Annotated in this window: 12 protein-coding genes and 4 pseudogenes; 8 read left to right on the top strand and 8 right to left on the bottom strand. The window is 69.5% G+C overall.

The features are described 5' to 3' along the window. The first annotated feature begins 1,056 nt into the window (after positions 1–1,056). Positions 1,057–2,628, top strand: coding sequence for a sodium:solute symporter family transporter (locus EJ357_RS38205; protein ID WP_175647668.1), 1,572 nt, complete (start codon positions 1,057–1,059; stop codon positions 2,626–2,628). Positions 2,629–2,865: 237 nt separating this feature from the next. On the opposite strand, the gene EJ357_RS48615 is transcribed toward EJ357_RS38205, so the two are convergent. Beyond that, a complete protein-coding gene (locus EJ357_RS48615; protein ID WP_175647667.1) occupies positions 2,866–3,186 on the bottom strand; it encodes an alpha/beta fold hydrolase in 321 nt (106 codons plus the stop codon). A 375-nt stretch (positions 3,187–3,561) separates the two neighbouring features. On the opposite strand from EJ357_RS48615, the pseudogene EJ357_RS38190 reads away from it, so the two are divergent. Next, positions 3,562–3,936, top strand: a pseudogene (locus tag EJ357_RS38190) (IS701 family transposase); the annotation flags it as partial. Between the two features lie 242 nt (positions 3,937–4,178). Here the strand turns inward: EJ357_RS38190 and EJ357_RS38185 are convergent. Continuing rightward, positions 4,179–7,388: a bifunctional cytochrome P450/NADPH--P450 reductase gene (locus tag EJ357_RS38185; protein ID WP_126396224.1), complete on the bottom strand. Its 3,210-nt coding sequence runs from the start codon at positions 7,386–7,388 to the stop codon at positions 4,179–4,181. A gap of 288 nt (positions 7,389–7,676) precedes the next feature. Continuing rightward, a complete protein-coding gene (locus EJ357_RS38180; protein WP_126396223.1) occupies positions 7,677–8,879 on the bottom strand; it encodes an MFS transporter in 1,203 nt (400 codons plus the stop codon). Positions 8,880–9,086: 207 nt separating this feature from the next. Between EJ357_RS38180 and EJ357_RS38175 the strand changes: the two genes are divergently transcribed. Next, positions 9,087–10,175, top strand: a complete 1,089-nt coding sequence (locus EJ357_RS38175; RefSeq protein ID WP_126396222.1) for an AraC family transcriptional regulator — start codon at positions 9,087–9,089, stop codon at positions 10,173–10,175. Positions 10,176–10,340: 165 nt separating this feature from the next. Here the strand turns inward: EJ357_RS38175 and EJ357_RS38170 are convergent, their stop codons facing one another. Beyond that, positions 10,341–12,539: an MMPL family transporter gene (locus EJ357_RS38170; protein WP_126396221.1), complete on the bottom strand. Its 2,199-nt coding sequence runs from the start codon at positions 12,537–12,539 to the stop codon at positions 10,341–10,343. Between the two features lie 200 nt (positions 12,540–12,739). On the opposite strand from EJ357_RS38170, the gene EJ357_RS38165 reads away from it, so the two are divergent. From EJ357_RS38165 to EJ357_RS38155, 3 genes are all read left to right on the top strand, one after another. Beyond that, the gene (locus EJ357_RS38165; RefSeq protein ID WP_323377654.1) at positions 12,740–14,260 is read left to right on the top strand and encodes an FAD-dependent oxidoreductase; all 1,521 of its coding nucleotides are present in this window, start codon (positions 12,740–12,742) and stop codon (positions 14,258–14,260) included. A gap of 37 nt (positions 14,261–14,297) precedes the next feature. Further along, the gene (locus tag EJ357_RS38160; RefSeq protein WP_126396219.1) at positions 14,298–14,783 is read left to right on the top strand and encodes an SRPBCC family protein; all 486 of its coding nucleotides are present in this window, start codon (positions 14,298–14,300) and stop codon (positions 14,781–14,783) included. A 135-nt stretch (positions 14,784–14,918) separates the two neighbouring features. Continuing rightward, on the top strand, positions 14,919–15,506 hold the full coding sequence (locus tag EJ357_RS38155; protein WP_126396218.1) for a TetR/AcrR family transcriptional regulator: 588 nt from the start codon (positions 14,919–14,921) through the stop codon (positions 15,504–15,506). 121 nt (positions 15,507–15,627) lie between these two features. Here the strand turns inward: EJ357_RS38155 and EJ357_RS49755 are convergent. The 3 pseudogenes from EJ357_RS49755 to EJ357_RS38130 form a co-directional block, all read right to left on the bottom strand. Continuing rightward, positions 15,628–15,801: pseudogene (locus EJ357_RS49755) on the bottom strand (metallophosphoesterase); the annotation flags it as partial. A gap of 128 nt (positions 15,802–15,929) precedes the next feature. Continuing rightward, a pseudogene (locus tag EJ357_RS38145) lies at positions 15,930–16,678 on the bottom strand (transposase family protein). A gap of 510 nt (positions 16,679–17,188) precedes the next feature. Then, positions 17,189–17,497 (bottom strand): annotated as a pseudogene (locus tag EJ357_RS38130) (transposase); the annotation flags it as partial. A 311-nt stretch (positions 17,498–17,808) separates the two neighbouring features. Here EJ357_RS38130 and EJ357_RS38125 point away from each other — a divergent pair. Beyond that, positions 17,809–18,261: a DUF5707 domain-containing protein gene (locus EJ357_RS38125; RefSeq protein WP_126396217.1), complete on the top strand. Its 453-nt coding sequence runs from the start codon at positions 17,809–17,811 to the stop codon at positions 18,259–18,261. Positions 18,262–18,331: 70 nt separating this feature from the next. Here EJ357_RS38125 and EJ357_RS50325 read toward each other — a convergent pair whose 3' ends face one another. Further along, positions 18,332–18,457, bottom strand: coding sequence for a hypothetical protein (locus tag EJ357_RS50325; protein WP_267132823.1), 126 nt, complete (start codon positions 18,455–18,457; stop codon positions 18,332–18,334). 411 nt (positions 18,458–18,868) lie between these two features. Here EJ357_RS50325 and EJ357_RS50845 point away from each other — a divergent pair, with 411 nt between their 5' ends. After that, entirely contained in the window at positions 18,869–19,975 is a 1,107-nt protein-coding gene (locus EJ357_RS50845) for an eCIS core domain-containing protein (RefSeq protein WP_407698441.1), read from the top strand. The last annotated feature ends 221 nt before the right edge of the window (positions 19,976–20,196 follow it).

Below are 20,196 nucleotides of genomic sequence, written 5' to 3'. Positions count from 1 at the left end.
CGGCCCGGCGTTTGCGTGCCAGGGCGACTCACAGCCGCAGAAGAGCTCGAACCGATCGACCCGAGCGGCAGATGAAGCCGCTCTCTCCCTCAGCCGATCGGCGGTTTCGTTCTTCAGGGACTGAAGGGAATCTATTCATCTGCCGTTCGGCGGGAACTGGTCCGGGCGGTCGCACGGGGGGCCTCAGCGGCCAGACGGCTGTCTCCAAGGCAGACTCGTGCCCGGCCAGGCACACGGGGCGCGGACAGCGCCACCTGCAGCCGGACCGGACGCCGGGGAGGCAGCACCGCCGGTACGGGCGGCAGGCACCTGGCCACCCAAGCCCCGCCCGCGCTGTGGCCCGCCGTCGTGAGGGCAGTCGTCGCCGGGCGGCTGCTGCCGTCGACGAGCGGCACTGTCACAAGCCGACGGCCAAGGCCTGAGCGTGGTCCATTTCCGCGGCTGCCCGGGATGCCTCTGACGCCGCGGCGGCGGAGGTGAAGCAGCAGCGGTGTGCGTACCCGGACGTCATCGGTCACAAGATCACGCTCTTGGCCGGTGAGTACCTCTTTCTGGCCCCCTTCGCCCTGTTCGTCAGGCATCGACGGGACCTACAGTCGCCTCCGCCGGCGAGCCACACTCACTGCACCGGCACCGCGGGAGGCGAACATCAGGGTCGGGCCGGCTGTGCACGACGATTCCGGCTGCCCCCGCATCGGCGCTCTTCACAAAGTTGCGCCGCGGAGCGATCCCTTGATCATCGGCGGCCCCTGTCCGTGCCATGCCAACCAAGTACGCCCTGCCGGGGCGGTATCCAGGAAGGAGCCCTGTGCCGAACCCTCTGACCAGACGGCAGCGCTCGGGCCGAGCATCCTCCACGGCCCGATTCATCCTGCTCAATGGATGCCTGTTCCTCGGTGGCCTGACTCTCTCGGCACTGAACCCGCCTTGGCTGAGATCCCAGATCTTCGGAGAAATCACGGTGAGTCTGGCCCTCCCCCTCGTCCAGGGCACGCTGCTCGTCTGGACGGCCGTCCGGTACGACAACTCCGGATCCGAGAAGGCAGATTGACGACCATGGCGCTCGAAGCAGCAGCCCCCGTACTCATCGGGCACGGCACATCGCAGGTCCTGACAATCGGCTTCTGCATGTTCCTGGTCGGCGCACTCTTCCTCAGTTTGATGGCCGATCCGGAGAGGGATCTGGTAAGTGCCTACTACCGGGGAGAGCGGCCCCTGGGCACACTGCGCAATGCCTTTGCCCTGTCCAGTGAGTGCATCCCAGCCGGCACCATCATCGGGACCACCGGAACCATTGCCGTCAGCGGATACGACGGCCTCTTCGTCACGCTGAGTCTCCTGCTCTCCCTCGGCGTCCTGCTGCTGGTCGCGAAGACCATGCGCGACCATGGCCGCTTCACGGTCGGCGATCTGCTCACCCGACGCGCGGAGAGCCCTGCGGTACGCATCGCAGGGGCCGTGGTCACTCTCTCCATCTGCGTCCTTCTGCTCATGTTCGAGATCGCTGGAGTGGGGGTGTCCACCGCGCTGCTCTTCGGCCTCTCGGGACCCGGCGCGCAGCAAGTGCTTTCCCTCATGATCGGATCATTGATCATATGCGCGTCCGCCCTCGGCGGGATGAGGAGCGCGAACGCTCTCCACATCTTCAAGGCGGTTGTTCTCGCCGCGGCCAGTCTGCTCACTGTCGCCCTCGTGCTCCACGACTTCCACTGGAGTGCCGACGCGGTCATCAGCGCTGCACGCAGGAGCAGTTCCTTTCCCGACCGTTTCCTCGGCCAGGGCATGAGCGCGGTCCCCGGCGCTTCGGCCACCACGGCCGGCCTCGACTTCATTGGCCTGCAGCTGACCATTGTCCTCGGAGTCGCGTTTATGCCGCACATAGTGATGCGCATCAACACGACAGCCGATGGCCCGTCCGCCCAGCGGGTCGTCCGCCACGCCATCACGATCACAGCGGCTTTCTGTCTGCTTGCCGCCATCATGGGGCTCGGGGCCGCAGCGATCGCCGGAAGCCGGACCATCGCCACGACCGATCCAGGCGGCACCAGCGCCTTGTTGCGGCTGGCAAGCCACCTGGCCGGGGGTGCGTCCACAGGCGGCGGGGCCTGGTTCTTCGTACTCGTGGCCTGCGCGGTGTTCGCCGCCGTCCTGGCAGCCAGTGCGAGCTTCACCCTCTCCGCTGCCGCCTCGGTCGCCCACGACCTCCGCTCCCGCAGGAAACGCACACGCCCCGACGAGGGCACCGGGGTCGTGGCCGCACGCTGGGCCGGGGTAGGCGTCGGGAGTCTGAGCATGGTGCTCGCCGTCGCGGTGCAGGGGTGGAACATCCAGTTCCTGACGACTCTGGCCATGGCCATTGCCGCCTCCACGGTGCTGCCTGCGCTGATCTACTCCACCTTCTGGACGGGATACACCCGAGGAGGCCTTCTTTGGACGTTGTACGGGGGGCTCGCGTGCGCTGTGGTCCTGCAACTCTCCTCGCCGGCGTTCTCAGGGACCGCATTCGCCCTCTTCCCGCGCTGGCACGTCAACTGGTACCCGCTGCAGACAGTCACGCTGATCTCGATCCCCGCCGGGTTCCTGCTCGGATGGGCAGGAAGTCTGGTCAGCAGAGCCTCCGACCGATGAGGGGCCGGCCCGATGCGGCACAGTAAAACGCGCAGGCAGGAGGCGACCGCCGCACGTGCACTGCTCGGCGCCCAGGGCTGATGCGTCCTCGTCGACGACCGTGTCGAGTTGGCCGCGGACGGCGTTGGCGGCGTGCGTCACCGTGCACCGGGCGGTACACGCGAACGTGCACCACGCGCCATGGCCGACCTTGGGGGGACTGTCATGAAGCGGCGTTGCTGCCTCGGCCGGGATCCTTCAGGAACTGTCGCTGGCCGTCCGGGAATCGGTTCGCGAAGAGCGAGCGGGGGAGAAGATCGCGGTGGGCTTCGCTTTGAGGTTCGACTGCTCGATGGACTGCATGAGCAGTGCATGGGTCGCGTCCGGGTAACGCCTGACCGTCAGTGCACCGCCTGCGTCCAGCACCCTGCGGTAGGTGCGCTCGGTGTCGGCAATGTCCACGTTGATGTCATGGCCGGCGAGAGTCAGCAATACCGGTATGCCGCGCAGGGCGCGGAGGTCCAGCGTGGCGTCCGCGGTGTAGTTCTTGGAGATGAAGTTCCGGCGATCGGCGGTCATGCCGCGACGCCGCCCATCGCCGTGACGTACTCCTCGAAGGTCGCGTGGCGTTTCAGCAGTCGGCGGGTGGTGTCGCTCTTGGCGATCGCGGCCTTGGTGCGGGCTGCCGATGCACCGTCGGCGCGCAGTTCGGCGAGGAGGTTGTAGCGTCCCTCCTGGAACCAGTTGACCGCGGGCGAGACGGCGATGACGAAACCTACCGGGGGAGGCGGCGGGCGAGTCCGTTTCGCCCGGCGTTGGGCGGCCCTGCACGAACGAGACAGCAGCGAAGCCCGCCCGGCCCTCTTCCGCCTCTACGCCGACATCACCCGAGAAGCAGCAGACCGGGCAACCCGCTGAGTGCCCGTTTCTGGATCGCCCATCTGGATCTGTTAGGCCGAGCAGGCGGGCCATACGCGGCCTGGGCCGATGCAGCGTCTCCTGCGCTACGCCCCCTGGGACGCAGACGCTGTCCGCGACGACTTCGCGCCTACGCCGCCGAACACCTCGGAATGGACGGCAGCGTTCTCGTTGTCGACGAGACCGGCTTCCTGAAGAAGGGCCGCTCCTCGGCAGGAGTGCAAAGGCAGTACACCGGCACAGCGGGACGCAACGAAAAGGCCCCGGTCGGCGTGTTCCTCGCCTGGCCACCCGCCCGGGACGGGCCCTGATCGACCGGCGCCTCCACCTCCCCGAACACTCCTGGTCCCATGCCCCGAGCGCCGCGCCAGGGCCGGGATACCCGATACGGTGCAGTTCGCCACCAAGCCCCGTCCGGCCTCGGGAGGTGCTCACCGCTGCGCTGGACGCCGGGATCACCGCCTCCTGGGTGCCCGGCGGCGAAGCCAACGGCCAGGACCCCGCAGCTCCGCGCCGCCCTTGAGGCACGCGGCATCGGCTACGTCCTGACCATCGCCTGCTCGGTGCACGTAGACGGGAGGTTCGCGCCACGACGGCCACGGGCGCGTCGGCACCCGTGGCCGTGGAGGGGTGAGCGGCCGAGGCGGCTGAGGTCAGCCGGCCCAGACGTCCTCGACGTAGTGACCGGACTTGGTGAGGGCGGCCAGCCAGGCGGCCGCCTCCTCGTCACTCGCGCCGGTGTACTTGCGGTGGATCGACATGAACGCCTCCCGCACCGCCGGGGCCATGCGTCGGCCGTCGCCGCAGATGTAGACCCGGCCCCCGGCCTGAAGTGCTGCCCACACCTCGTCGCTCTCGCGCGCGATGCGGTTCTGGACGAAGCGGGCGCCGTCCTCGGGCGCGCAGCTGTAGGTGGGGCGCATGCTGACGGCTCCGGCCGCTTCGGCCGCCTCGAACTCCCCGCGGTGGAGGTAGTCGACGTCGGGGTGGTCGCAACCGAAGTAGCACAGCAGTGTGCCGGTCGACTTGGTGTGGTGGCGGTCGAGGACGGCACCGCGGAAGGGGGCCAGGCCGGTGCCCGCGCTGACCAGGATGACGGGCACGGAGGGATCCGCGGGGAGGCGGAAGTCCTCGCTGCACGGGAGCACCCTCGCCTGGACGGTGTCGCCGGCCGTGACGGTCTGGAGGTGGTGGGAGGCGATGCCGTGGAAGGTGCCCTCACCGCCTCGGTGGGGCGCGGCGAGCAGTGACACCATCAGGTCCACCTCGCCGGGCTGCGCCTGCGCGGAGGAGGAGATCGAGTAGTGGCGCGGGCGCATGACCGGCAGCAGCTCCAGGAAACGTTCGAACGGCAGCTCGCAGGCGTGGTAGCGCTCCAGCAGGTCCAGGACACTACGCCCGCGGGCCGTCACCTGCTCGTGGAAGGTCTCCGCATCCGTCGCGGCGAGTTCGGCCAGGGGCCGCTTCTCGGGCGGGCAGGCGGTGTGCTCGGCGAGCACGGCGACCTGCTCCTGGGTGGCGGGGTCCTGGAGTTCGACGAAGTCGGTGAGCAGGCGGCGCAGGGTCAGCGGCCGGTCGACGGGCAGGGCGCTCCGGCTGCGGCGGCGCGCCTGAAGGCGGACGGTGCGGTCCAGGTCGAGGCCGAAACGGTCGGCCACCCGCTGGACGAGGGCGTCGGGGTTGCTCGGGAGGACGGCCAGGTGGTCGCCGGTGCGATAGGTGACGCCGTCGGGCAGCCGCAGCTTGAGAAACCGCTTGGAGCGACCCAACTCGTGCTCCATGTCGACGAGTTCGTAGGCGTCGAGCACCTCCATCGGCTGCACGCCGTGCCGTGCGGCGAGTTGGTCGATGACCGAGTCGCCGGCGTCCTGGAGCTCGTACAGGCCCTGGCTCTCCTCCGGTTCGGTGGCAGCCGGGCCCCCGGCCGCCGAGTCGCCGTACCGCTCCAGCAGGGCGGTCCACACGTCGCCCGTCCACCGCTCGACCGTGCCCGCGAAGTCCCCGGAGGCGTCGGCGGCACCGCGCTCCAGCAGCGCCGTGGCACCGGCCGCGGTCAGGCGTTCGTCGATGAGGGCGGGGACGCGCTGGTAGGTGGCGGCCCAGTTGCGGTCGCCGACGCCGAGGACGGCGTACTGAAGGCCGTCAAGCGAGCCGGGCTCGAGCCCCTCGAGCCAGGTGACGAACTCCGCGGCGTCGTCGGTGGGCCTGCCGTTGTAGGAGGCGGCGACGATCACGACCGGTCCGCTGCCGGAGGAGAGCTTGCCCACCGCGTCGTTGAGCGGCGCGACGGAAGGGGTGAAGCCGTGCTCGTCGCCGTCCGCGGCCAGATCACGGGCGATACCCGCGCAGGTGCCGAGGTTGGAGCCGTGCAGGAGGGTCAGTGCGGTGCCGGTGGCGTGGCGGGCCGCGGGAGCGTCATGGCCGACGCCGGCACTGCGTGCGGCGGCGGTCAGGCGGCGCTCGCCGCTGGTGCGCCGGGCGAGCTTCAGGGTGAACTCGTCCGGCTTGATGGTGAGCGACTGCTTCACCCTGAGCTCGTAGTCGGTGTGGTCGATGAGCCGGTAGCGGTGCACCAGCAGGCCGAGCAGCAGGGTGGCCTCGTGCAGGGCGAACTGACGGCCGATGCAGGCGCGTTCACCGTTGCCGAACGGCTTGAACAGGTGGACCGGGCGGGCCTCCTCCTGTTCGGGAGTGAAGCGCTCGGGGTCGAACAGCTCGACGTTCTCGCCCCAGGCGGGGTCGCGGTGGAGGGCGGGGGTGAGCACCATGAGGGTCTCGCCCTTGCGCACGGCGTACTTGCCGCCGATGACGGTGTCCTCAAGGGGTTCCACGGCGAAGGCGGGCGCCGTCGGCCACAGCCGCAGGCTCTCGTTGAGGACCTGGCGGATGTACGTCAGCTTGCCGATGTCCCCGTACTCGGGCTCGGGGGTGTCCGTGTCGCCCCACAGCCCGTCCACCTCGGCCTGGGCGCGGGCCAGCACTTCGGGGTGCTTGGTGAGGTAGTACAGGGCGAAGGACAGCGCACCGCTGGTGGTCTCGTGCCCGGCGATGAGGAAGGTGATCACCTGGTGGCGGATGTTGACGTCGTCCAGCGGCTCGCCGGTCGCCGCGTCGCGGGTGTGCAGCATCCGGCCCAGCAGATCATCCGTGCTCGTGTCGCCTGACGCCTTGCGCTGCCGGATCACCTCGTCGACCAGGTCCGTCATCAGCGCCGCGTCCTTGCGGAACTGGTCGGCCTGCTTCCACTTGAACAGCTGCGTGCCGGGGATGGACTCACCCTTGGCCTGGGTGAACGCCAGCGCCCGTGACATCGCCTCGACGAAGGGGTGCGGCTCGTCGCGGCGGAACGACTCGAAGTCGTAGTCGAACCCGCACAGCCCGATCGTGTCGAAGGTCAACCTTGTCATGTCCTCGGGCACGTCCACGGGGCGCTCCGCCGCCGCCGCGTCCCACTTGGCGATCAGGGAGCGGGCGACCCGGAGCATGGTTGCGTGGTAGCCGCGCATCGCACCGAGCGAGAACGCCGGCATCAGAATGTCGTGCGCCTTCTGCCAGTTCGCCTCATGGCTGAAGGCGGTGAACAGGCCGTCCCCGCCGAGCCGGCGGATCTCGACCAGGTCCGGGTGCAGATTCTTGCGGAACCGGGTCTCGTCCGACAGCTCTGTCACCAGGTCCAGACCGCCGACGAGGACGGTCTCGGTACCGAAGATGCGGATCTTGAATACCGGGCCCAGGTCCTTGACTTCGTTCACCAGATGACCGAGGCCGTCGGCACCCCGGGGGATGCCCAGAGCGTGGCCGATCAGGGGCAGCGCCGGGCGCTCGGGGATTGCCTGGGCCGTGTCAACGGACGCGTGAGTCATGAGCGTGCCTTTCCTTTGCACCAGCAGTCGCTTGCGGACTACCGTACAGTCGACATTGTCAGACGACAATGTCGACTGATTGTGTTACATGACACGGTCAGACGACAGAACCGAACGGGGACACAGGTTGAGCTCCAGACCGCGCAGGCGTGCGGCGAATGCGGCGGTTGCCTGCGCCGTATTCCGACGCGCCGGTGATGAACGAGGAGACGACGGCCCCCTGCGGCACATCTGCCCCAGGGGCACCAGCGTTCATACGGGCAAGCCCGGGCGGCGGCTGCCCGCGGCCTACGACGTCGACCGGCGGTCGAAGGATCGTGCGGTCGTCAGGAGGGCGAGGACGAGCACGGCGGGTATCGCGTAGGCGAGTCGGAAGTGACCGGTGGACCCGAGGACTCCGCTGGCGGCCCCGCCGGCGAGCACGCCCGTGTAATTGAAAACGTTCATACGGGCCAGGACGGCTTCGGCCGCTCCCGGTCGCAGGCGTCCGGCGGAGGCCAGGCACAGGGGGACGAGTGCGGAGACCCCGAGCCCTGTGCACGCGGCGGCCAGGACCGCGTACGGCCAAGCGGGGGCGGCCGCCAAGCCGGCCAGGGCCGCGGCGGTGAGCAGGGTCGCGGCACGCACCACGGCCGCCGGGCCCATCCTGCGGACGAGGTGGTCGGCGCAGGCCCGCCCGGTGACGGTGCCCACCTGGTAGGCGGCATAGGCCAGGGGCGCGAGGGACAGCGAGGTGTCCAGGGTCTGGTGGAGATAGAGCGTCGACCACGACGAGACCGTGGAGTCGATGACATAGGCAACCAGGAGGACGAGGCCGAACGGGGCGAGTCTGACCCACAGACCGCGGCCGAGCACGACGGACTCCCCGTGGCCGGACACGGCGATCGGTGACTCGGCAGGCAGCGTGTGCGAGCGGACGGTCAGGGCGAGTGCCAGGATGAGGCCGGCCTGCACGGTCAGGGTGTACTCGGCCGGCCAGCCGAGGTCGGCTGTGCCCGCGGTCAGCAGAGCGGCAGTGACACCGGCGGCGCTCCAGGCGGCGTAGAAGGAGGCGAAGATGCTCCGGCCGTAGTGGCGTTCGACCGCCGCGGCCCGGGTGTTCGCCGACACGTCGATGCAGCCCAGCGCCATACCGAACAGTCCGTAGGCCACCGCGGCCACGGCCTGGTCGGGAGCCCAGCCGATCAGCAGCAGAGCCACGGCGGTCGCCACGACCGCGATCCGCATGGTGGTGACCAGCCCCAGACGGCGGATCACGGCCAGTCCGGCGAAGCTGCCGACGCCCGCGCTCAACGCGACGGCCACGACGAGCACGGTCATCGTCAGCGAAGAGAGCGAGAGACGCTCCTGGACTGCGGGCACCGTGGTGGACACCGCAGCGACCGCCGCTCCCTGGGCGGCGAACACCGTCGCCACGGCCCGTCGGGCCGGCGCAAGCGGGCTCCGGAACACAGATCGTCGCGGAACCGGGGTATGCAGAGGTGTTGTCATGGTGAGCTTTCGTATAGTGCGCTCTCGCGCTGTGCTCCATGCCGGGCGCGTACGGTGAACATGCGGGTTTCCGCAAAGGTAGAGAGGCGGAATGGCCATTTGCAGTGCGCCGTAGGCCGGAAGGGAGGCCCTGGCGGCCACCACGCCGCACCGGCGGGGCCCGGCTACGTACCGTGAAGCGAGAACTCCCTGGTGAGAGGGAATGCGATGCCCGATGTTCCCCCCCGGATCACTTCTCCGGGAACCAGCCGCAGCACCTCGGCCACCATCGCGCCGAACATCCTGCACTACCTCGTCCGGGTCACCGACGCGTGCGGCGTCGACCTGCAGCCGCTGCTGAACAGGGTGGGGCTGGACCCGACGGTGATGGGCTCCGCCGAGCTGCGGGTCTCCTACCGGCAGGGCAGTGACGTCATCCGTCAGGCGGTGGAGCTGACCGGGGACGAGCATCTGGGGCTGCGGGTGGGCGCGGCTCAGCACCTGACCGCGTGGGGGCTGCTCGGCTTCGCGATGATGGCCGCCGATACCCAGGAGGAGGCCATCGAGACGGGCGTGCGATACCAGAACCTCTCCGGGGCGATGACGGTGTGGTCGGCCGGCTGGGAGGACGTGGGCTACGTGCTGAGGGCCGATCTGCCGGACCCCGCGCTCGATCCGACGGTCGCCGTCTTCCTGATCGAGGAGGCGTTCTCCAGTGTCGTCACCCTCACCCGGCTCAGCATCGGTGCGTCGTTCGCCCCGCAGGCGGTCGAGTTCGCCTTTCCCGCCCCGCGCGACACGCGTCCGTTCGATGAACTGTTCCGCTGCCCCCTGCGCTTCGACGCCGCCGGCAACCGCATGGTGATCCCCGCCCGGTGGGCGCGTGCGGCCATGCCGGGGCGGGATCCCATCACCTACACCTCGGTGCTCGACGTGTTGGAGAAGGACATGACGTCACGGCGCGAGCAGCAGGACGTGCTCGAGGTGCTGGAGATCTCCATCGCGCAGAGCCTGCCGGACATCCCCTCGTTCATCGAGCAGGCCCGCAAGCACGCGTCCAGCGAACGCACCCTGCGCCGTCGCCTGGCCGAGTGCGGCACCACGTACGAGGCGATCGTCGACGGGGTACGCCGCGAACGGGTCGAACAACTGCTGCGGCGACCGGAACTGACGCTTCGTGACATCGCACGTCAGGCAGGCTTCGCGGACGTGAGCGCACTTCGGCGGGCGGTGCGCCGGTGGCACGGAGTGACCCCCCTCGAGTTGCGGGCTGGTCTGCTGCTGAGGGAGGCGCCGACCAGTCGGCCACGGGCGTGAGGTCTTCCTCGGCGGTCAGGTGAACGACGCGGTACCTCGCGGCAGGCCGAGCCGGTCCAGGATGTCGCGGGGTGCCGGCACGCAAGGGCCCGGCCCGGAGGATGCGCTCCCCTCCGGGCCAGGCCCTTGCGCGGACCCGGCGGGTCCGGCGGGTGTTCAGCCGGTTCAGTGGACTGGCTGGGGCTCCTTGTGCTCCGCCTTCGGGGCGTTCTGGAGGCGTGTGCCTTCGACGTCGAGGTCGGGCAGGTTGCGGTCGAGCCAGGCGGGGAGCCACCAGGCGTGCCGTCCGGCGAGGGCGAGGACTGCCGGGACGAGGGTCAGGCGGACGGCGAAGGCGTCGATGGCCACACCGACAGCGAGGGCGAAGGCGATGGGCTTGATCAGGGCGTCGTCGAGGGGGAAGAACCCGGCGAAGACGGTGAACATGATCAGGGCGGCCGCGGTGACGACGCGGACGCTGTGCCGCGCGCCCTCGGTCACCGAATGGCGGGCCGCGCCGGTGTGGACCCACTCCTCCCGCATCCCGGAGACGAGGAAGACCTCGTAGTCCATGGCGAGTCCGAAGAGCACGCCGATGAGGATGATCGGCAGGAAGCTGACGACGGGACCGGTGTGGGCGAGGCCGAGGGTGTCCGCCAGCCAGCCCCACTGGAACAGGGCGACGACCGTGCCGAGCGAGGCCGCCACCGACAGCAGGAACCCGACGGCGGCCTTGAGGGGGATGACCAGCGAGCGGAACACCATGGTCAGCAGGATCAGGCTCAGGCCGACGACGATCGCCATGAACGGCAGCAGGGAGTCGCTGAGGCGGTTGGAGACATCGATGTTGACGGCGGTGGTTCCGGTGACCGCGACCGTCGCTCCGGTGGTCTCGCGGATGTCCGGGGCGGCGGCACGGATGTCGCGGACGAGCCGGTCGGTGCGGGCGCTGTCGGGACCGGTCTCCGGGATGACCTGGATGACGGTCTGCGCGGGATCGCGTGTGGGCGCGGGGGGCAGGACCGCCTTGACCCCCTTGAGGTCCCGCAGCTTCTGCGCGGCCTGAGCGCCCGCGTGCGCCCCCGACCCCTTGTCGGTCTCGGTCAGCACCAGGAGTGGGCCGTTGAAGCCGGGGCCGAACTTGTCGTTGACCGTGTCGTACGCCTTGCGTTCGGTGGAGGTGACCGGGGCCGAGCCGTTGTCCGGCAGGCCAAGGCGCAGGTCCGCCGCGGGGAGCGCCAGTGCGACGAGGATGCCGGCGACAGCCAGGACGGTGAGGAGGGGCTTGGCGACGACGGTCCGCACCCAGCGGGCGCCCAGGGTCGCCCTGCCGGCGGATCCGTCAGGATCGGCGGCCCGCCGGGCCTCCTTCCTGCCGGGCTTCGGGGTCAACCGGGTGCCGGCGAATCCGGCGAGGGCCGGGAGCAGGGTGATCGCGGCCAGGACCGCGACGAGGACGGCTCCGGCGGCACCGAGACCCATCACGGTCAGGAACGGGATGCCGATGACGCTCAGTGCGGCCAGGGCGATGATCACGGTGCTGCCGGCGAAGACGACCGCGCTTCCGGCCGTACCGTTGGCCAGCGCGATGGACTCCTGCGGGTCGGTTCCGCGGGCGAGCTGCTGGCGGTGGCGGGTCAGGATGAACAGGATGTAGTCGATGCCCACGGCCAGCCCCAGCATCAGCGCAAGCGTGACGGCGGTGGAGGAGATGCTGACCGCCGGAGTGAGGGCGAGCAGCCCGGTGAGTCCCACGGCCACGCCGAGCAGGGCGGGCAGCAGCGACATGCCCGCGGCGAGCAGGGAGCCGAAGGTGACGACGAGGACGAGCACGGCGACGGCGACGCCGATGATCTCGGACGGGCCGATGTGCACGCCGTTGCTGCCGTAGGCACTGCCGCCGACCGACGCCCTGAGCCCGTTGTTCTCGGCGGCCTTTGCCGCCCGTTCGATCACCTCCAGGGACGAGGGGCGTACTTCGGCCCGCTGCACCGAGTACTGCACCTGCACGATCGCCGTGCTCCGGTCGGCCGAGACCGCCCCCGAGCGGCCGGGGCCTATGACGGCTTTGACCTGCGGCGCCTTCGCCGCCGCCGCCTCGGCTCCGGCGACCGCCGCGGTGTAGCGGGCCTCGGTGACGCGGTGTCCCTCGGGCGCGGTGAAGACGATCTGGGCGCCCGCTCCGGAGGCTTCGGGCAGCGTCTTGCCGAGCGTGTCCAGCGCGCGCTGCGACTCGGTGCCCGGGACGGCGAAGCGGTCGTCGAGCTTGCCGCCGAAGACGCCGGCGCACGTGAGGAGCGCGGCAAGGACCACGAGCCAGATGCCGAGCACCAGCTTGCGGTGGCGGTAGGCGCTGCGGCCCAGCCGATGGAGCAGGACTGCCATGGCGAACTCCCAGAGTCGGTAAGGAATGTCCCGCCACATTTCATGGCGGACGCGGGACGAACGGCGGGACGGGTGGGCCCGCGCCGTCGAGCGGCTACGGGCATGAGGCATGCCGGTGCCGTGGGCGGCATCCGAGCTGCTGCGAGCACCGACTTTATCACTTGCTCAAGTCGGTCGACCACATCGAACAACTAAAACACGTGACATTGTCATGCGACCATGTCGTCTGTATGGTGATGTCCACCGGAGCCCATCGCCCCCGGAAGAGGCCAGGTCATGCGCCGGAACCGCACTTCCACGACCAAGGAGTGACCATGAGCAGCACGCAGAACCAGGACACCGTCACGTCACACCAGGCCCGCAGGGCCGATGTGGTGGTGATCGGTGCGGGGCTGGCCGGTCTGACGGCGGCGCGGGAACTCGTCGCGGCGGGCAGGTCCGTGACCGTCCTGGAGGCCCGGGCTCGGGTCGGTGGCCGGTTGCTCAACCACCGTCTCGGCGACGGTCAGGTCACCGAGATCGGCGGGCAGTTCGTGGGTCCCACCCAGGACCACATCCTGGCGCTGGCCAAGGAGGTCGGGGTGGCCACTTACCGGGCCGCCGTCCCGGGTGAGAACGTGTACGTGCGCAACGGCAGGGCCAGGCGGTTCTCGGGGCACTTGCTGCCGGACCCGCTGGCGCTGCCGGAGATGGGTATCGCGCTGGCCCGCATCGGGCAGGCCGCGGCCAAGGTGGATCCGGCGGCGCCGTGGCGGGCCCCGAACGCCCGTGAGCTGGACGGTATGACCTATGAGACGTGGCTGCGCAAGGCCGGGATCACGGGCGCCGCCGTCGATCTGGTCAACGTCTTCCTGAACTCCGCCTACGGCGGTGAGGCCCGTGACGCGTCCGCGCTGTTCAGCCTCTGGTACGTCTCCACGTTCGGCGACGAGACCCATCCCGGCACGATGGAGCGCGGCACCGGCACCACCGGCGGCGCCCAGGACAGCCGGTTCGTCGGCGGCTCCCAGCTGGTCGCGCAGCGTCTGGCCGAGGAACTCGACGGCCGGGTCCAGCTCAACGCGCCGGTGCGCCGCGTCAGCCAGGACTCCACCGGTGTCACCGTGGTCTCGGACGCCGGTGACTGGCGGGCCGGCCGGGTGATCGTGGCCGTACCGCCGCTGGTGGCCTCGCGGATCGTGTGGGACCCGCTGCTGCCGGCCCAGCAGGACCAGCTGTTCCAGCGCCTGCCCTTCGGCACCCTGATGAAGTGCGTCGCCGTCTACGACCGGCCGTTCTGGCGGGCCGAGGGCCTGTCCGGGATGGGCCTGCTGCGCGGCGGCTCCCCGATCCGCGAGATGTTCGACAACACCCCGCCCGACGGCGGACCGGGGGTGCTGATGGGCTTCCTCGGCGGCAGGGAATGGCGCAAGTGGGCCCACCGCTCGGCCGCCGAGCGCCGCGGCGCCGTCCTGCGCTGCTTCGCCCAGGTCGTCGGGGAGCGCGCCTTCGACACCGTCGACTACGTCGAGCAGGACTGGACCGCCGAGCAGTGGACCCAGGGCGGCCCCACCGCCGTCGCCGCCCCCGGCGTCCTCACCGACTTCGGCCAGTGGATGGGCCGCCCCCACCACCGCGTGCACTGGGCCGGCGCCGAGTTCTCCCCGTACTGGAACGGCTACATGGACGGCGCGGTCCGCTCCGGCCAGCACACCGCCACCGAACTCCTCCACCAGATCTGAGCCCGACAACCACCGACAAGCAAAGGAAACCCCTGCCATGAACCGATTCTTCGTCGCCGAGACCGCCGTCATCGACGCCCCCGTCGAGCGGGTCTGGGACGTCATCTCCCGCACCGACCGCTACGCCGAGTGGGTCGCCGGCGCCATCGAGGTCACCGACCACCACGGCCTCGCCACCGTCGGCAGGACCTACGCCGAACGCAACCGCACCCTCGGCCCGCTCAAGACCGACTCCATCTGGACCGTCCAGGAGATCGAGCCCCTCAAACGCCGCGTCGACACCGGCACCGGCTTCGCCCCGCTCCAGGACCTCACCAACACCTTCGAATTCCGACCCGTCCAGAGCGCCGACGGCCGAGAAGCCACCGAAATGCTCTACCAGGTCGAGTACACCATCGGCCTCGGCCCGCTCGGGCTCCTCCTCGACGCCATCCAGCAGCCCGCGATGCGCGCCGGCATGCGCACCTCCATGGCCAACCTCAACACCCTGCTCCGTTCCGAGGCATCGAGGACCGCCCACTGACAGGCTGCGCGTGCTCCTGGGCCTGCGGCCGGTCCGCCCGTCCGACCGGCCACAGGCCCAGGAGCGGGCATCAGCATGTACCGGTGATTTGTCGAGCGACCTGTTCGGCAGACTGAGTCGAATAGGATCGTGGTCATGGCTCATGTGTCCGCGGCGGAGCGCCGCCCACAACTCATCAAGGCGGCCATCGCCCTCATGGCCAGGGAGGGCGTCGCCGCCGGCAGCACCCGCGCCATCGCCGCCGAACTCGGCGTGGCACAGGCGACCGTGCACTACACCTTCGGCACGAAGGAGGAACTGTACCGGTCCGTCATGGAACAGCTCACGCAAGACCTCGTCGACCAGGTGACACAGGCCGCACCCACGGACGCGAGCTTCGAGGAAACCGTCGTCACGCTCGCCGAAGCACTCTGGCGTACGGTGCTCGAACAGCCCGCCTCGCACCAACTGCTCACCGAACTGAGCATGTTCGCCCTGCGTACACCACACGTGCAGGAGGCTCTTCAGAGCCACTACAGCGAGGTCCTGGCGGTGACGACGAAGCTGGTCCGCCAGGCCGCCGAACGCACCGGTCACCAGCTCGGCCAACCCGCCGAGACAATCGCGAGGTTCTTCCTGGCCGGCTTCGACGGACTGACGATGCAGCACCTCTCCCTGCCGGACGAGGAAGCCGAGAACGTCTGCCTGCGGGCCTTGGTCTCGGCCGTCCTGGCCATGGCCTGAGGTCGCCCGGTCTCCCGGACCAGGACGCCCACGCCATCGCAGTCCGTTGACGCCGTATCCCTCGACTCGTGGATTGCTTTAAGCCGATGTCCTCCAAGCGGATGTGTCGGCCCGTCCAGCGCTACATCGAGGTGGACTGCTGCTGCGGAGAGCGGAGCACCAGCAGGGTGATCTCGCTGGGGGGCGAAGACGCGGAACGGCGGGCCCCAGAAGCCGGTACCGCGGCTGGTGTAGAGGAGCGTGCCGGGCCGTGGTGGCTGAGGCCGGCCACGGCGGGCTGGTCGATGCGGACCAGTGGTGGCCTGCCGCTTCCCGCGTCGCGACTCGCGGCTGCCGGCATGGCAGATGACCCAGCCAATGCTGATGGAGCTGGAACGGCGCAACTGCTGGACGCTCGCCGAGGCGCTGGGACATTGAGCTTCTTCAGCGTTGCCGCTCCAGGGTGAGGATGGCTTTGGCGATTGACGTCATGCGGTTTGGACTGCACCGGGATCTGCGGAAGATCCGCCAGGACTTCAGGCGCGCGACGCCTCGTTCGACCTGTGCCCGTGCCGCGGCCAGGGCCCGGTTGACAGTCTTCTCGGTGAGAGTGAGTTCCTGCAGGGGTCTGCGTTTCATGCCCGTGGTCACCCAGGGGCCGCCGCCCTGGTAGGCGAGGTCGGCCAGGATGGGGACGCCCTGGCGCTCGCAGATGCGGATGATCCGGTGGGTGCGAGCAGCGGTCAGGTCATGAGTCCGGCCCGGCAGCGCGGGTGACAGCCACAGCAGCCGGCCGTCCGGATCGGTGACCACCTGCACGTTCACCCCGTGCCGACGGTGCTTGTGGGAGTAGTCGGCCCGTCCGTCGCCGACCCAGTCGCACTCGGCGAGCGTGCCGTCCAGCAGGCGAAGTCCGCGTCGGCCTCGCGCAGGACTTTCAGCAGACCGGGGGCGCGTCCGGCGAGCAAGTGGACGACTGCGCTGGTGTAGGCGTGGGCGGTGGACTCGCTGATCCCGAATCCGGCAGCGATCTTCGCCAAGGTGATGTGTTCGCGCAGGTACACCAGTGCCACCATCGCGCGCTGCGACGGGCGGAGCTTGCAGCGCCGGTCGCCCTCACGGGTGACGACGAGCATGGTCACCCACTCCACGAGTGCATGGGGCAGGTCGAGTACGGCGGGATGGATGACCAACGAGGCCCCCGAGCAGCGTGGTTGAGACGTCAGACATCTCGATCAACAGCTCGGGGGCCTCGCTCGTTGCGCTGTGTGGGCCGTCACCTGATCGGTGGCCAGCTCGAAGAAGCTCATTGATCGGCAAGGACCACGAAGAGAGGTCCTGCCGGGGCACCTTGACCAACTGCACGACGGGCATCGTCGGAACAGTCCGGCGATGCAAGTCGCATCAGGTCCCGTCTACACCGACTCCCCGTCGGGACACGGCGGCAGGAGCGCTGCAGGTGTCACGAGCGTGTCACCAACCCCGTGGACGCTCTCGCACCACAAGGCCCCAACCCGAACATACCCACTCACTCTGGACCACGTGGACGCCCCTGGACGGTATCTACGACATGTGCCATGTGGTACCCAGGGAGGGACCCAAGATCAGGACGGGAGCCTCTTCTGGCCCGTCAAAGCGGTATTGCAGGGTGTTCGACGGTGTTTCACTCACGCCTCAGACCCTCTCACGTATCACGACTGCCCCTATGACGGGGGTTGCGACTGCACATGTCTGACCAGGTGGAAGACCTCCCTGGCCACGTAGCGCTTGAGGCTTCGGACTATCTCGCGCCGGGTTTTGCCCTCCTTGCCGCGGCGTTCGTAGTAGTCCTGGGTGCGCGGGTCAGCGCGCAGGCGGGTCTGCACGACCCGGTGCAGGGCCGCGTTCGCTTGCCGGTCGCCGCCCCGGTTCAGGCGACGGTACTGCCGACTGCCCGAGGAACGCTCGACTGGGCTGACACCGCACAGCGCTGCGAAGGACGCCTCACTGCCCAGGCGTCCGGGTCCCCGACCGTGATCAGCTTGGTGGGCCAGCTCACCGGTGGTATCGCCGCCGGCCGCATCTGCCTGCACAGCCCCCTGATGAACGCCTCCGCTGACGTCCGGTGACCCCGCTCGTCCCCTACGTACCCCTCCGGACCGGGTAGTTGGCTGAGCAAAGCCTGCACAGCACGAACTGCACGAAAGGGCAAGGCCGGCGCCCAAATCCCCATCCAGAGATGAGTATTCGTACTTACGGCCGGGCCGCCCCGAGCGGTGATTATTGATGCAGCGGCGCAGCCAAAGGCGCCGCTCAAGTTGACGCAATCACGGGGAGAACTGTCATGTCTCGACGCATCATCCTGGGCTCGGCCGCCGCACTCGTCGTCCTCGGCGGCGCCGGAGCGTTCGTCCTGGCCTACGCCGGGGAGCAACCGCCCGCCCTGGAGAACAGCACCGCCCGTTACACGGCCCCCGCCGGAGACCGCGAGGGCTCCCTCACCTTCACCACCGAAGTCACTGCGGCCTCCGGCGTCAAGAGTCTCAAGGTCCTGGCCTGGCCGGCCGACGGCCCCTTCGCGAAGAACGGGCTGACCGAGAAGGAACTGGCCGCCGCGGAGTCGGCCACGTGCAATCCCGCCGGTGAGGACACCGCCCGCTGCACCTACAAGGTCACGGTGAACGCTGCCGATGCCTCCGAGTCCGAGCACGGCCGCTGGCACGTCGCCACCCTCGCCACGGCGGAGGACGGCGACACCGCCTTCGACGACAAGACGGCGACCTTCACGATCGGTTGAGCGACGCCCGTCCAGCGGGAAACGGCCCCGTCCCCCTCAGGACGAACGTTCCGGCCGGGGCTGCCGGTTGTCAGCAGGTCTCGGTGGAGCTCGGCTGCTTCTCGGGGGCGGTGGAAGGCATGTCGAAGTGGGCAGCCCTCGCGCGGCGCAGTTCGTCGGCCTCGTCGCGGACCGCGTCGAGCCTGACCTCCAACATGCTCACTCGCTCGCGGCGTCGAACCCGTACACCACCTTCCCTGGACGCAACCGGATCTGCCCCTCCTTCGGCACTGGGCTGCGCGAATTCCTGGCCCCTTGGCTCTGGGCACGCCGAGCCATTCGGTCGATGTTGGTGGTTGGTCATGTCCGCGCGGGCCCGGGAGCGTCAGTGGCAATGCAGCATTCGCATCGCGAGGAGGCGAGGGGCCGCGCCCCCTCGCGTTCCGCCGTCCCGCCCACCGCCGGTCGTCCGACGGCCGGAGCGGGCGGTTTGTCGCCCACGAACCCCGCGGTCCTGCCTGTCCTCCAGCGGTTGGCCGGCAATGCCGCTGTCGCGCGGACGATCCGCACCGACCGTGCGACAGGCGCGGGGACGGCCCGGATGTCCGTCCAGCGGACAGTGCAGAGTGTGCTGCGTGCCCCTGGGCAGCCGCTCGACCCCGCCACCCGCACCGACATGGAAGCCCGTCTCGGAGCGGACTTCTCCGACGTACGGCTGCACACCGGGCCGGCCGCCCAGCGTTCGGCGGCCGACGTGGGGGCCCGCGCCTACACCTCCGGCAACCACATCGTCATCGGTTCCGGCGGTGCGGACCGGCACACCCTGGCCCATGAGCTGACGCACGTCATCCAACAGCGTCAGGGACCGGTCGCGGGGACCGACAACGGCTCCGGACTCAGCGTCTCGGACCCCTCCGACCACTTCGAGCGCGCCGCGGAGGAGAACGCCCGCCGTGTCATGTCCGGTCCCGCACCCACCGAGGCGGCGCCCGTGCAGCGGATCACGACCACTCCGGCACACACCGACGAGGAGTTCACGGCGCAGCCCGTGCGGCGCGCAGCGGGTGCTGTCGTGCCCGCTGCCGCTCAGGTCGTCCAGCGGGTGCCCGACTGGGCCGACGCGGCCGCGGCCGCGGCCCGTCAACGCGTTGCGCCACCGCCGGGCTGGGAGTGGAACGAGGAGGGTGAGCTCAGCAGAATCCGGGTGCCGGCGACCGGGGAGTTGGCAGGTGGCCCCCGGACGGAGGCTGCGCAGCAGGAGCAGGAGCAGGAGGCCGGGGACGACCCCATCACGCTGCGCATTCTGGTGCGGAAGAATGCCAGTTTCCGTGACGAGAACTACCTTCAGCGGGTCGGTCACTCCTGGGTGGCGTTCTACAAGGACAACAAGTTCGAGTCCTCTGCGGGCTTTTATCCCAAGGGCGGACAGATCAATCAGGACGCGCCGCACCAGAGCGTGCCCGGGGAAGTAAGGATGAACTATGACGATCCGAGCAACGCGACCACCGAACTGTCAGTCCCCCTCACACAGAAGCAGTTCTCGAAAGCCCAGAAGTACATTCAGAAGAATCTGAACCGGGAATACAACCTGCTGCGCTACAACTGCACCGACTTCGCGATCGGGGTGCACAAGGCCGCCACCGGCCACAGCCCGCCCGGCCGAAACCTGTTGCTGCCGAACAACCCCAATGACCTGCACTCCGGTATCAAGAAGCACAACAAGAGAAACACGTAGGGAGCCGGTGACGGAGCCCTACCAGGCGCCGTGGGGCTTGCGCTGGGCCCCGTCCCCCCGGCCGCCGTGTTCGTAGGAGCGGCGCTGCCTGGAGCGTCTTGCAGATCGACTGGTAGCGGTTGAGGGTTCCGAGGCTGTCGGACAGAGGAATGCCGTTGGGGTCGAGCGCGGACGCGTCGTATTCCCGGACGGGTGTCGTCCCGCCCACCACCGGTCGCCCG

The sequence above is a fragment of the Streptomyces cyaneochromogenes genome (genome assembly GCF_003963535.1).
GTDB lineage: Bacteria > Actinomycetota > Actinomycetes > Streptomycetales > Streptomycetaceae > Streptomyces > Streptomyces shaanxiensis.
The sequence above is the reverse complement of the archived record's forward strand: the minus strand, read 5'-3'. Positions and strand labels throughout refer to the sequence as shown.

Coding starts and splice junctions, on each gene's coding strand:
- EJ357_RS38205 (WP_175647668.1), top strand. CDS start 1,057: ATGGCGCTCGAAGCAGCAGCCCCCGTACTCATCGGGCACGGCACATCG.
- EJ357_RS48615 (WP_175647667.1), bottom strand. CDS start 3,186: ATGACCGCCGATCGCCGGAACTTCATCTCCAAGAACTACACCGCGGAC.
- EJ357_RS38185 (WP_126396224.1), bottom strand. CDS start 7,388: ATGACTCACGCGTCCGTTGACACGGCCCAGGCAATCCCCGAGCGCCCG.
- EJ357_RS38180 (WP_126396223.1), bottom strand. CDS start 8,879: ATGACAACACCTCTGCATACCCCGGTTCCGCGACGATCTGTGTTCCGG.
- EJ357_RS38175 (WP_126396222.1), top strand. CDS start 9,087: ATGCCCGATGTTCCCCCCCGGATCACTTCTCCGGGAACCAGCCGCAGC.
- EJ357_RS38170 (WP_126396221.1), bottom strand. CDS start 12,539: ATGGCAGTCCTGCTCCATCGGCTGGGCCGCAGCGCCTACCGCCACCGC.
- EJ357_RS38160 (WP_126396219.1), top strand. CDS start 14,298: ATGAACCGATTCTTCGTCGCCGAGACCGCCGTCATCGACGCCCCCGTC.
- EJ357_RS38155 (WP_126396218.1), top strand. CDS start 14,919: ATGGCTCATGTGTCCGCGGCGGAGCGCCGCCCACAACTCATCAAGGCG.
- EJ357_RS38125 (WP_126396217.1), top strand. CDS start 17,809: ATGTCTCGACGCATCATCCTGGGCTCGGCCGCCGCACTCGTCGTCCTC.
- EJ357_RS50325 (WP_267132823.1), bottom strand. CDS start 18,457: ATGTTGGAGGTCAGGCTCGACGCGGTCCGCGACGAGGCCGACGAACTG.